The sequence below is a fragment of the Cytobacillus sp. FSL K6-0265 genome, from assembly GCF_038003465.1.
GTDB classification, from domain to species: Bacteria; Bacillota; Bacilli; order Bacillales; family Cytobacillaceae; genus Cytobacillus; species Cytobacillus stercorigallinarum.
Genome location: NZ_JBBOPE010000001.1, coordinates 3,913,135 through 3,925,314 on the forward strand (window position 1 = coordinate 3,913,135; position 12,180 = coordinate 3,925,314).

The following is a 12,180-nucleotide window of genomic DNA, read 5'->3' on the forward strand; positions in this document are numbered from 1 at the left end:
ACCAATTTTATTTTGTTCAGTAAAATTGCAAAATATGTAGGAATTCAACATAATAAGAAAAGAGGTGATTCTCTTGGAGCATGATTTTTTAGATAAACGCGTACAACGATCACGCGCGGCTATTAAAACAAAATTTATTGAATTATTATATAAAAAGTCTTTCGACCAAATTACTATATCTGAGATTGCAAGAGAGACAAATTATAATCGCGGAACATTTTACGCCAATTTTCATTCAATGGACGAGTTACTAAAAGAGGTCATTGATGAAACATTACATGAGATGATTGAACAAATTGGTATTCCTTATCAAGCTTATGAACAAGTTTATTTACGAGAACTTCCGATTGAGGAGATTACATTATTCAATTATTTCAAAGAACAGGCATCACTATATCAATTATTATTAAGTGACCATATTCGCGTCGATTTCCGCTATCAAATGGCAAAGGCCATTGAACAGCTTTTTTTAGATGAATACGACTATGTCCTACCTAAGGACAGTTCAGTTGACGCTAAATGGTTATATATTTATCGCGCCAATGGCATTGCCGGTCTCATTATTCGTTGGATTGAAGAGGACTTCCCGCATACGCCCACTTATATGGCAGAACAAATTGTTGAACTGATGGTCGTTTCGACTGAATCTTTTTTTGTAAAAGGAAAGGGGCATCCTCATGATTAAAGTGTTATTTGTTTGTTTAGGTAATATTTGTCGTTCACCAATGGCGGAGGCGATATTTAGACATAAGGTGGAACAAGTTGGGTTAGAGAAGGAAATATTCGTAGATTCTGCAGCGACGAGCGCTTGGCATATTGACGCGCCTCCACATAAAGGGACACTCGCTATTTTAAACGACTATCGTATTTCCTCTAAAGGATTAAAAGGGCGTCAACTACAGAAAGAAGACTTTGAAGCATTTGATTATATTGTGGCAATGGATGAATCGAATATAAAAGATATATACAGTATACTTGGTCAACCTCAACATCCAAAAATTTTCCGTTTGTTAGATTTAACTGAAGGTGTAAAAGATGTGCCTGACCCTTACTATACCGGAGATTTCCAAGAAACATATGAATTAGTGAGCGCTGGTTGTGAAGCGTTGATGAAGAAGATAAAAGAAGAACGAAGATGATGAGCCAGATGTTTGTATATCCCCTTCCCCATTGCTCGGCGGTCAGTTTACCGAAAAGAATGGGGATAGGTTGTACACTTTTCTGGTCCATCAGCATGGAATTGCAGCAATTTTTTCTAAAATCCCTTTCATCTGCAATTAAATTGGTCGTTATAAAATCGCTTTGGCCAAGTTTCCTACAACTGCTCTGTAGTTAGGATTTCCCTATCGACGATTCTCAAATGATCGATACGTGTGAAAATTTCCTCAAACCATTATGGATCCATAGATATTTTTTACTCCACCTTTTCCTTTACAATTTATTATTCATTTAAATTTTCAACAGGAGATCATTCACCCTTTTAATAAGAAAAAGAGTCAAAAAAAGAACAAATCCTCTATAGATCTGTTCGTTCTTCACTAAAATATTTGTCTCGGCTATTACTTTTCGTTTTCTGCAATCCAAGCAAGAATGGCTTCAATGACTTTCTTCAGGCTCATTCCTCTTTCTGTTAAGGCGTATTCAACTTTTTTCGAGGAATCTTCTAAATATGTTTTACTCACAAGTTCTTCCTTAACGAGTTCATTTAATCGTTCTGTAAGTAATCGGTCAGAAATACCATTGATTTCATCAGCTAATTCAGAAAATCTCTTCGGTCCGTCCATTAAGGAATAGATGATCATGCCCATCCACCTGCGACCTATAAATTCAATCGCTTCATGGTAGTTGCTACAGATATGCTTAGAATCCGTTTTCAAATTATGGTTACAATCCATTCTTTATAGCTCCTTTACCTGTCCTCATTAAATAGTATCATATATTCATTGGTTGACAACATAACTTACGAATGGTAAGTTTAAAAAACGAAATAAACTTACGATACATAAGTAAAGGTGGAGAGATAAATGTCAGAATTAGTAACTCTTATGAATGAACGCAAATCTGTTAGGGTGTTCGATCCTTCTTTTAAAATACAGCAAGAAAGTTTAGAAGAATTATTAGCACATGCTATTTCAGCTCCTTCTTCTAGTAATTTACAATCATGGAGATTTATCGTTATCCAAGAGGAAGCAATGAAAAAGGCTTTACCTGTCTTTGGCAATAATCAAGCGATTGTAGAAAATGCTTCTGCTGTTATTGCCGTACTTGGCGATATTGAGGCTTATAAAAATGTCGAGGAAATCTATACTCAAAATGTCGAAGCTGGTTACATGGATCAATCCATTGCTGACCGTACCATCAGCAATACACACCAACTATATCCTGGCCAACCGAAAGAAGGACTAATGAACATCGCAAGCTATGATGCTGGTCTGATTTCTATGCAATTGCTTCTGCTAGCAAAAGAACGCGAGCTAGATACAATCGTAATGGGAGGCTTCGATAAAGCTGCCTTCGCCAAACAATATGAACTAGAAGAAAACATATTCCCAATTACTTTAATCGCTATCGGCAAAAGTGCTGCACCCGCCTTTAATACAACAAGGCTACCACTAGAACGCGTTGCGAAGTTTTATTAATAGAACGGAAATGGCACTTACTATCAGTCAGAACCATTGAAAAATACATTACCCGTGAACAAAGGTTTTTTGGCCTTTGTTCTTTTTTATAGTGTGGCGTACCTTTATGGATTGAAATTGGAATCGATAGGGGTTAGATTGAGGTTTGATTGTGTTTAGATGAAGTTTTAAACCTTGATGTCTGTTTGATTGATTCATATGAAAACGTAGCAATATAGGTAGATATTGAATTAATTGATTTGATTAAATTGGAAACGCGTCATTTATCTGGAGCTATCGCTTAATTTGATTCGGTTAAACTTGAATCGCGCCAATTATCTGGAGCTATCGCTAATTTTGATTCGTTTTATCTAGAATCGCATCATTTAACTGAAGGTATCTCTAATTTTGATTCGTTTAATCTTGAATCGCGTCATTTATCTGGAGCTATCGCTTATTTTGATTCGTTTATTCTAGAATCGCGTCATTTATCTGAAGGTATCTCTAATTTTGATTCGTTTAATCTTGAATCACGTCATTTATCTGGAGCTATCGCTTAATTTGATTCGTTTATTCCAGAATCGCGTCATTTACTGAAGGTATCTCTAATTCTGATTCGTTTAAACTTGAATCGCGTCATTTAACTGAAGGTATCTCTAATTTTGATTCGGTTAAACTTGAATCACGTCATTTATCTGGAGCTATCGCTTAATTTGATTCGGTTATTCCAGAATCGCGTCATTTATCTGGAGCTATCGCTTAATTTGATTCGTTTATTCTAGAATCGCGCCAATTATCTGGAGCTATCGCTTAATTTGATTCGGTTATTCCAGAATCGCGTCATTTATCTGGAGCTATCGCTTAATTTGATTCGTTTATTCTTGAATCGCGTCATTTATCTGAAGGTATCTCTAATTTTGATTCGTTTAAACTTGAATCGCGTCAAATTTACGAATGCGGATCTATGTTTGATTGGTTTCAGCCAACATCGAATCAAGAACGGGCCCATGATTGTGATGAAGTAGTGTAATCAGTTAAGATTGGACCCAACTACTCCTCAGCTACTGCAGCCATATCAGCCTTTGCTGCTTCCATTATGGCTTCTAACTCAGCGATTTTCTTTTGATTCTCTTCAATGGTTGGATCGTAATTTTGGATCAGTTCATTTGTGTACGCTTCTAATTCAGCTACACGTTTGGCTACTTCTGACTGTGTTTTCTCTTTTATTTGTTGATCTGCTGCCGCTAGTTTTTGTGGGATTTCTTCTTTTAATTTCGCAATTTGCTTCTTTTTTTCTTCGTTTACAGCCGTTTCTATCTCGGCGATGGACGCTGCTTTTTTTGCAGAGAACCAATTCGTTAGCATCGATTCCATATCTTCACCTGCAGACACAAGTCGAAAACTAACAGACAGAAGGAAACCTGCGAAAAGGCAACTAAACAATATTTTGACATATTTTCTTTTCTTATGATTCATTTTGTTTTCCTCCCTTTTCGAGATTTCCAGGACCAAATTACTTGGCCCTGAAACTAATTAATCATTGACAATATTGTTGACAACATCATCTAAGCTCGTTTTTGCATCTGCCTCTAGTTCAGCAGCTTTCGCTGTGATTGCAGCCTCTTGTTCTGCAACTAAATTAGCTAAGATGGCATCTAATGCCTCTCGGATTTCTTCTGCCTTCCAATTTGCCTGGCTACGTAAGTTTCGGCTACTAATTTCAACTTGAGATTCGACTTTTGTAACAATTTCTTGTTTCGCTGCTACAATCTCTTGTTCAAGTTCTGTCACTGCATCTGCTTTCGCTTGATTTAATTCCGCTGTGACTTGCTCTAAAGCCGACTGCCCCTTTTCACTCGCAAAAGCTTGGAAATTAGCCGTTGCTTCCTCCTCCATTAAATCTCCTTTTGCCTTAATATGAAAATAGCCTTCTAAAAATAATTGATAGAATTGATAATCCATATTTTCCAGAATCAATAATTTCTCACTATCTAATGAGGTAATATGTTCATATTTTGCTTGGTTAATAGCTAAAGTAGACCCTTCAATTTCACTTAATGTTTTCTCATCAATTTGACTGGCTGCTAATTCTTTTAACGCTTCATTTTCTGCTCTGAGTTCTGTTAATAACTGTTCAAAATTGGCATCCGACTCATTTAAAACCTCAGCACTTGTTTGGTTAAATAAGTTATCATACCAAGTTTTTAAAGCTTGTCCCGCATCTGTATTTGCTAATGAAAAGCCTGCTCCCGTTAGCAATCCGACTGTGACTGCACCAGCTATGATTTTCTTTTTCATCTTCCCGACCCCTTTTGTCGAAATTTATTTTTCTAACGTTTCTTCTAAGAATGATAGTATTTCTTGATCCATCTCAGAATTTAGCTCTTCCTTCTTTTCACCTTCATAAGTATGAAATGAATCGCTTAGTTCTTTTTTTATATTTTGAAGGTCTACTTTGTACAAATATAAGTATTGGTCGATCTCTTTTTTTGCTTCTTCACTAGAAACTACTACGTTTTTTTCTATTTCCTCTTCAAAGGTTAATTGTGCATCTAACTTTTGCTGTTTCATTTGTTCAGACCAAGATTCATAGGCTGTTGCCAGTTCTATATTGGTCTGTTGCTCACTTAACTCGATTAATTCATTACTCCACTTTCCTAGGGATTCGCTCGAAAATGCTTGAACGAAGACACCTGTTAGTCCAATCATGAGACAAATAATGATTGTGATGGTCGTTACCTTTTTCACCCTCATACTGTCCTTTCTTGCTCACATTTATTTTTCGTAGGGGAATCAACCATAGATGTGTGTTCATTTTTAGGAAAAAGCAAAGCTAGTCATCCACTGCTGCAACTTTTATCCTAGAATCATCACTTTCCCCCTTCCATTCGTCATTTGTTCTTTCATATGTTCTATATTGTTCTTGATAAAAAACACTATATGTAGTATAAATGAGACGCATAATAATGAAAAACGTAATAGTTTAGCAAAAATTCAGAATATATTATCGATATCTATGTTTTTCTCATTCTTCCTATTATTTACACTCATTCCCACTTAAATCATAGAGAATGAGTGCACCGACTCCTTTGCTAGCAATACTTTTAAATCCAATGACCTATAAGTACAACAAGAAAAATAAGGAAAAATATTCAACCCTTTACATGCATTTAATAGGTCACTTGTTCTACCAAATATTTATATCCCATTCCAATTTACTATGTAGTTTTAGTATCAAAAAGGATCTGCAAAAGTGTCTATGTAGACCTGTAGTTCTTAAGTTATAGGTAGAATAGATCTAGTTCCAACTGTTTATCAATTGCTCTAGCTCTTCTTGGCTCCCTATAGTTGCTATATCTTTTTCATACCAACTGTTTACTTCGTCTTTTGTTACTTTCGTTTCAATTCCATTTACATGAAAGCTTATCCATTCCACGTTTTGTACTAAGGAAAACAGAGTAGTCGCTTGCTTTTTCATTAATGTCTCCCCATCATCGACTTCATGATAAAATACTTCTACACCATACGGTTCTTGCTCGGTCTTTAATTCAAAATAATCGATCGAATCTGCTGTCTCATTCAATATATTTCCCACGGCACTATTATCACCAATATAAGCACCCTTATATCGGAATACTTCTTCTTCTGTTCCTTGGCAACCAAAGAGAAAAAAGACTGGCAACAGTAAAATATATACGTTCTTTCTTGATAACATGTAACCACCTCTTGGCCGATTTTAATCTACCAATCTTACAAACACAATAACAATTTTTGTTAAATTTTCTCACAAAAATCATGCAAAAGATCTTCGCTTGTAATAAGATAGGTTAAATACACAAATGTTGAAGGGAGATTATGTGATGAAAACGAACTCGTTACTATCAGAAAATCAGCATTTATTTTTATTCGAGGAGATAACAATAGAACAGCTTCACAAATTGTATGATACAGGTGAGTATACGGTTGAAGAAGTCATTCAATCTTTCCTTGATCGTATTGAACAATATGAATCGACATATAATGCTTTTACTTTTATGAACGAACAGGCCCTTACTGATGCGAAAGCCATCGATGCGAAACGAATGCGCGGGGAAAAGCTCGGTCCATTAGCAGGTATCCCAGTAGTTGTAAAAGAAGCGGTTGATATGGTTGGGTTTCCATCTACATTTGGCTGGGCTCCACTCGCTAAAGATGCAGGTGGGATAGAATTATTACCACAGAAAGATGCCACCATTATCTCTAGATTAAAAGCAGCTGATGCCATCATACTCGGCAAAACAAATATCCCTGCCTTTAGTTGTGCTTACCACGCAAATACTAGTTGGAAAGGTCCTACATACAATGCGGTAAATAGAAAACTCACACCTGGTGGTAGTAGTAGTGGCACGGCTACTGCCGTATCTGGTAATTTTACCGTTCTTGGAGTAGCAGAAGAAACAGCCGGTTCCATACAAGTACCAGCAGCAGCGCAAGGAATCGTGGGGATCAAACCTTCATTCGGACTCATTCCTACTACAGGTGTGACTCCGCTTGCTGGCAGTACAAGAGATGTACTTGGACCACATGCCAGAACGGTGCGGGATGCAGCAATCATGCTTGATGTGATCGCTGGCTATTCACCTGATGATCCTAAAACTATTTCCAGTACGGTTCCAAAGAAAGGCTATACATCTTTCCTTTCATCACATGCTTTAAAAGGAAAAAGGATTGGTTTATACGGCCCTAGTTGGCGAGAAACGAGAATGACGGCAGAAACGGAAGAACTTTATAAAAAAAGCATTTCAATATTGCAATCACTGGGTGCAGAAGTCATTGAAGATCCTTTTCATGCAAAGCCACTGGCTCCATATATGAAAACAATTGATACAATGATTGGGAGAGAGTCCTTTTTTTACGACCTTAATCAATACTTCAAAAACCTTGATCCTTCGTTAAATATGGAAAAAGTATGCTTAAAAGCGGGAGCGATACCTTGGGCAGAAGACCAGCCCTTAGCTTCCTTTGTCCGACCACTTGAAACCGACAAAGCTTTCGAAAATGCTGAACACTTACCTGATTTAACCTGCTTTAAAGAAACGAAGAACGAACTGTTACGCACCATTACCTACATTATGGCTGAGCAACAATTAGATGCCTTTGTTTACCCAACAATGCTAGAAGATGTACCAACTATAGATAGTGAGGATGTTGCGACTTCAACCATATCCGAAATTAATATTAGTGGATTGCCACTCATTACAATACCAGCAGGGTTTTACAATAACGGCTCACCCTTTAACCTCGCCTTTTTCAGTACAATGTGGAGCGAGGGTGACATCCTTGGTATGGCGTATGCCTATGAAAAAGCTGCCGGTGGCCGGAGAGCCCCGCAATTAGTGAAAGAAAAGTAGCCCTTCAATCGAAGGGGCTCTTTTTTTATTTTCTACATAGCTGCTAGATTCATAATCGTATAAATGATTAAGCTAAACGATACTGTCAGCCAAAAAGTATTTTTTTCTGTTTCTTTTTCATCACGGATTTTCTTCAAAAGGGAAACCAAATTTAAGCAAAAAACAATACATAGGACTGGCATCAAATAGAAGCCGATAAAACTGAAGGTTAGCATGGAATCACTCCTTATATTCAAGCTCCATAAAAAAAGATGCTCTTAAAGAACATCATCATGATTGTACTAACTCATTAGCACTTGATAAATGATATACCCTATGATGGCAAGAACAATAACCATTCCTCCAACAGTTGGCGCACCGTAAAACGTTCTATTCCAATCATCATCTGTCTTCATTTTGCTCTCTTCGTCTTTTTTCCTTTTCAAACCATCACCTCAAGTTTACTTCGCATGATATAATCGTTGAGATAGAAAATAAGCGATACAGCCGGCAAGTAATGCAAATAAATAAGGGAACTGGTTAGCAATGGTTCCAAATTCTACTGTTTGACTTTGCGTTGTACCATATGTGATTTCGGGTGTATACATAAGTGTCAAGATTAGACCGGATCCGATTTCAAATACATAAATGAGAACGATAAAACTTAGTAAGAATATTAGGAATTTTTTCATCAAATAACCTCTTTCTTGTTATTTTCGCTACCTATATTTTACCATAATGAAGAATAGGAGTGAGCAAATTTTGAGTGCGATTATACTATTTTTATTAGCCGGAATTGCAGAAATTGGCGGCGGTTATTTCATTTGGTTATGGCTAAGAGAGGGGAAACCTTTTTATTGGGGAATTGGCGGCATGGTTGCCTTAGCGTTGTATGGGGTGATTGCTACCTTTCAATCCTTCCCATCTTTCGGACGAGTGTATGCTGCCTATGGTGGTGTATTCATTGTTTTGTCTGTCCTTTGGGGCTGGGGCATTGATAAAAAAGCGCCTGATATGTATGACTGGATTGGAGCTGCCATCTGCTTGGTTGGTGTGGGTGTGATGTTACTAGCACCTCGTCATTAAGCATATGATTAGGTAAAAGCGATTTGCTCTGCATAATGGGTGATGGACTATTTAAATTTGCCCACACTTCCACTGGTTTTGAAACCTTCTTGTGTGGGCGTTTCTCCCTTATTGTAACTACACAGATCTACGTCTTTTACTTTTCCGCAAATAATAAGCGATAGAAAATAAAATGAGCCCGGTTGCTGCTCCTACACTATCAATGAATACATCCCTTAATTCACCCGAACGCCCTGGAATAAAAAGTTGATGAAACTCATCAGACGCCGCATAAAGTGTTGTGAGGATCCAGGATATAAATAGCTTTTGACGCGTAAGGATATTCCCTTGTCTTATGGCAAAAAGAATAAATATACCTAAAATAAAATAAGCAAAAAAATGCGCGTTTTTACGAATAAAAGTCTCTAAAGTATGTAAGTTTTCAATTGAAAATGGAACCCAAGCAGCAATAACTTCTGTAATCCCACCACTTAATTGACTTGATTGTGTCCCCGGTTGATGAGATAAAATAAAAATAATTGCCATCCATAAAATACTAGGGAGCCAATATAATAGTTTTTTCATAAGCATGTCGTCCTTTATATGTCATAACGCTATTATACCTTAGTTGCTGACATCCTTCACGGGTTAGCCACAGATAGGGCTTGTTACGTTTATTTTAGATGATGAGCATTCACTCTTCATGTGAGACAACTTGGGTTTTTCTAACCTATTGTGTGCATTTCCTAGTTTCCAACACTTCTTGCAGCTCCTCTTCCCCTTGTTGTATCCCCTACTTTCCGAAAGGATGCTAAACTATTGGACTCCCCATGAACACAAATCTTTAACATTCAAAAAAATCCACGGGCAATCATGTCCGTGGAATAATCCTATTTCAATTATTTATCATAGGCATTTAATGCATTGATACCGTGTGCTAGTGCGGAACCAGCTTTTAAGGCCGTTGCGACAAAGATGCTTTCGACAAGTTCTTCTTTTGTAATACCGAGTCTTTTCGCATTCTTTGTGTGTATGTTGATACAGTAGGCGCAACCTGTAATATGGGCAACGGCGACGGCAATAAGCTCTTTATCTTTCTTATTGATCGCCCCGTCTTTCATAGCTGATTCATCAAAGCCGAAGAAACCTTTTACCGCATCTGGGGCATAGTCTTTCAACTCAGTCATTCTCTTCATATTTTCCGCTCGGTAGAGGTTATCTGCTTCTACTTCATCATAAGCATTTAACGCATGAGTGCCATGTGCGAAAGCAGAACCTGCTTTAAGGGCGGTCGCTACTAAGACTGCTTCTGTTATTTCCTCTTTTGAAACCCCCAATTTCTTCGCGTTACCAACATGGATTTCAATGCAATACGGACACCCCGTAACATGAGCACAGGCGACAGCAATAATTTCTTTCGTTCTTTCCGTAATGGCGCCATCCGCTAATGCCGCCTTATCAAAAGCAAAAAAGGCTTTATTGGCTTCCGCTGCTGACTTTCCTAATTCTCCAATCCTACTAATCTTTGATTTTTGATACAAACTGTCATTTGCCAACACATTCCCCTCCGATTCATTTTATTTCCCCAGAAATATTCTTGAAAAAAGGAAGAGAATCCTTTATTTTCGACAAATTCCTTTTAAATCGATCAAAACTCCCAGCGTTGAGTAAGCATTTTTCTACGAGTGTAAAATTCTACACCATCACTGCCATTTGCGTGAAGATCACCATAGAAGGAATTTTTCCAACCTGAGAATGGGAAGAAAGCCATTGGTGCTGGTACTCCGATATTAACTCCAAGCATGCCGACTTGGATGCGCTCCCTAAATTGACGGACATCACTGCCGCTCTTCGTAAACAAGCAAGCACCATTTCCGAATTCTGATTGGTTCGTTAGATCAATCGCTTCTTGGAGCGATGATACACGGATAATTGATAAAACGGGTGCGAAGATTTCATCCTTCCAAATCTTCATTTCCGGTGTTACTTTATCAAAAATGGTTGGCCCGATAAAATAACCGTCTTCATGGTAAGCTTCATCCTTGCGTCCATCGCGTACTAAAACGGCACCTTCTTCTTCCCCTGATTCAATATAACTAGCTGTACGTGCTTTATGCTCTGGGCGAATCACTGGACCTAAGAATACATTTTCATCCATACCATTACCAATTGTTATTTGATCAGCAGCGGTATTTAATTTTTGCAATAATGGCTCAATCACATCATCTACTGCCACGACAACTGAACATGCCATGCAACGCTCTCCTGCAGAGCCATATGCTGCACCAATAATTTCTTTAACAGCAGCGTCTAAATCCGCTGTTGGCATAACGATAGAATGGTTTTTCGCTCCCGCCAACGCCTGTACTCGCTTGCCGTGAGAGGAAGCTGTTTTATACACATATTCAGCAACAGGTTGAGAGCCCACAAATGAAATGGCTGGTACGTCCTTATGTTCAAGTAAACCATTCACGACATCATGTGCACCGTGAACGATATTCAATACGCCGTCTGGTAATCCCGCTTCTTTAAATAATTCTGCTAGGCGATTGGCAAGTAAAGGAGTCCTTTCTGATGGCTTCAAGATAAACGAGTTACCACAAGCAATGGCTAACGGGAACATCCAGCATGGGACCATCATTGGGAAATTAAAAGGTGTAATACCGCCCACTACCCCCACAGGATAGCGATACATACCAGATTCGATATTAGTGGCGATATCAGGTAATTGTTTACCCATCATTAACGACGGTGCACCCGCAGCAAATTCTACACACTCTATTCCACGTTGTACTTCACCATATGCTTCTTTAAAACTTTTTCCATTTTCTTCGGTTACAAGCTGTGCCAACTCATCCCAGTGGTCGACGAGTAGTTGTTGATATTTAAAAAGTACGCGAGCTCTTTTTGGTACAGGTGTTTGACTCCAAGTTTTGAATGCCTCACTTGCCGCTTTTACTGCTTCATTGACATCATCAATAGTTGAGATTGGTACTTGTGCTAATTCTTCACCAGTTGCTGGATTAGGAACCGGTTGATAGTTTTCCGTTTTTGCTTCTACCCATTGTCCGTTAATAAAATTCTTTAATGTAGATGTTGTAGTTGTTGTCATTTGTCATACTCCTCTC

General features: G+C 38.0%; 16 protein-coding genes. 5 read left to right on the forward strand and 11 right to left on the reverse strand.

What is annotated here, in order from left to right; genetic code table 11:
- Positions 1–73 precede the first annotated feature (73 nt).
- Both MHH73_RS19815 and MHH73_RS19820 read left to right on the forward strand, forming a co-directional pair.
- Complete coding sequence (locus tag MHH73_RS19815) at positions 74–685, forward strand: TetR/AcrR family transcriptional regulator (protein WP_191813224.1); 612 nt, start codon at positions 74–76, stop codon at positions 683–685.
- A complete protein-coding gene (locus MHH73_RS19820) occupies positions 678–1,139 on the forward strand; it encodes a low molecular weight protein-tyrosine-phosphatase (protein WP_191813226.1) in 462 nt (153 codons plus the stop codon). Before MHH73_RS19815 ends, MHH73_RS19820 begins: the two co-directional genes overlap by 8 nt.
- Before the next feature lie 420 nt (positions 1,140–1,559).
- Here MHH73_RS19820 and MHH73_RS19825 read toward each other — a convergent pair whose 3' ends face one another.
- Positions 1,560–1,895: a winged helix-turn-helix transcriptional regulator gene (locus MHH73_RS19825; RefSeq protein WP_191813228.1), complete on the reverse strand. Its 336-nt coding sequence runs from the start codon at positions 1,893–1,895 to the stop codon at positions 1,560–1,562.
- A 129-nt stretch (positions 1,896–2,024) separates the two neighbouring features.
- Between MHH73_RS19825 and MHH73_RS19830 the strand changes: the two genes are divergently transcribed.
- Entirely contained in the window at positions 2,025–2,639 is a 615-nt protein-coding gene (locus MHH73_RS19830) for a nitroreductase family protein (protein ID WP_191813230.1), read from the forward strand.
- A gap of 1,029 nt (positions 2,640–3,668) precedes the next feature.
- Here MHH73_RS19830 and MHH73_RS19835 read toward each other — a convergent pair.
- From MHH73_RS19835 to MHH73_RS19850, 4 genes are all read right to left on the reverse strand, one after another.
- Positions 3,669–4,094, reverse strand: a complete 426-nt coding sequence (locus MHH73_RS19835; RefSeq protein ID WP_341068907.1) for a hypothetical protein — start codon at positions 4,092–4,094, stop codon at positions 3,669–3,671.
- A gap of 57 nt (positions 4,095–4,151) precedes the next feature.
- On the reverse strand, positions 4,152–4,916 hold the full coding sequence (locus MHH73_RS19840) for a hypothetical protein (RefSeq protein ID WP_341068909.1): 765 nt from the start codon (positions 4,914–4,916) through the stop codon (positions 4,152–4,154).
- A gap of 24 nt (positions 4,917–4,940) precedes the next feature.
- Positions 4,941–5,366: a hypothetical protein gene (locus MHH73_RS19845; protein WP_191813236.1), complete on the reverse strand. Its 426-nt coding sequence runs from the start codon at positions 5,364–5,366 to the stop codon at positions 4,941–4,943.
- A 550-nt stretch (positions 5,367–5,916) separates the two neighbouring features.
- A complete protein-coding gene (locus MHH73_RS19850; RefSeq protein WP_191813238.1) occupies positions 5,917–6,333 on the reverse strand; it encodes a DUF4825 domain-containing protein in 417 nt (138 codons plus the stop codon).
- Between the two features lie 145 nt (positions 6,334–6,478).
- Here MHH73_RS19850 and MHH73_RS19855 point away from each other — a divergent pair, with 145 nt between their 5' ends.
- A complete protein-coding gene (locus tag MHH73_RS19855) occupies positions 6,479–8,008 on the forward strand; it encodes an amidase (RefSeq protein ID WP_191813241.1) in 1,530 nt (509 codons plus the stop codon).
- A 32-nt stretch (positions 8,009–8,040) separates the two neighbouring features.
- Here MHH73_RS19855 and MHH73_RS19860 read toward each other — a convergent pair whose 3' ends face one another.
- The 3 genes from MHH73_RS19860 to MHH73_RS19870 all read right to left on the reverse strand — a co-directional run bounded on the left by MHH73_RS19860 (position 8,041) and on the right by MHH73_RS19870 (position 8,679).
- Positions 8,041–8,223, reverse strand: coding sequence for a hypothetical protein (locus MHH73_RS19860; protein ID WP_191813243.1), 183 nt, complete (start codon positions 8,221–8,223; stop codon positions 8,041–8,043).
- A 66-nt stretch (positions 8,224–8,289) separates the two neighbouring features.
- A complete protein-coding gene (locus MHH73_RS19865; protein ID WP_191813245.1) occupies positions 8,290–8,433 on the reverse strand; it encodes a hypothetical protein in 144 nt (47 codons plus the stop codon).
- 15 nt (positions 8,434–8,448) lie between these two features.
- Positions 8,449–8,679, reverse strand: coding sequence for a hypothetical protein (locus tag MHH73_RS19870; protein ID WP_191813247.1), 231 nt, complete (start codon positions 8,677–8,679; stop codon positions 8,449–8,451).
- Between the two features lie 46 nt (positions 8,680–8,725).
- Here MHH73_RS19870 and MHH73_RS19875 point away from each other — a divergent pair, with 46 nt between their 5' ends.
- A complete protein-coding gene (locus tag MHH73_RS19875; protein ID WP_191813249.1) occupies positions 8,726–9,073 on the forward strand; it encodes a YnfA family protein in 348 nt (115 codons plus the stop codon).
- A gap of 117 nt (positions 9,074–9,190) precedes the next feature.
- Here MHH73_RS19875 and MHH73_RS19880 read toward each other — a convergent pair whose 3' ends face one another.
- From MHH73_RS19880 to MHH73_RS19890, 3 genes are all read right to left on the reverse strand, one after another.
- Complete coding sequence (locus tag MHH73_RS19880; RefSeq protein WP_191813251.1) at positions 9,191–9,637, reverse strand: VanZ family protein; 447 nt, start codon at positions 9,635–9,637, stop codon at positions 9,191–9,193.
- Positions 9,638–9,951: 314 nt separating this feature from the next.
- On the reverse strand, positions 9,952–10,608 hold the full coding sequence (locus tag MHH73_RS19885; RefSeq protein ID WP_191813253.1) for a carboxymuconolactone decarboxylase family protein: 657 nt from the start codon (positions 10,606–10,608) through the stop codon (positions 9,952–9,954).
- 92 nt (positions 10,609–10,700) lie between these two features.
- The gene (locus MHH73_RS19890) at positions 10,701–12,164 is read right to left on the reverse strand and encodes a CoA-acylating methylmalonate-semialdehyde dehydrogenase (RefSeq protein ID WP_191813255.1); all 1,464 of its coding nucleotides are present in this window, start codon (positions 12,162–12,164) and stop codon (positions 10,701–10,703) included.
- Positions 12,165–12,180 lie beyond the last annotated feature (16 nt).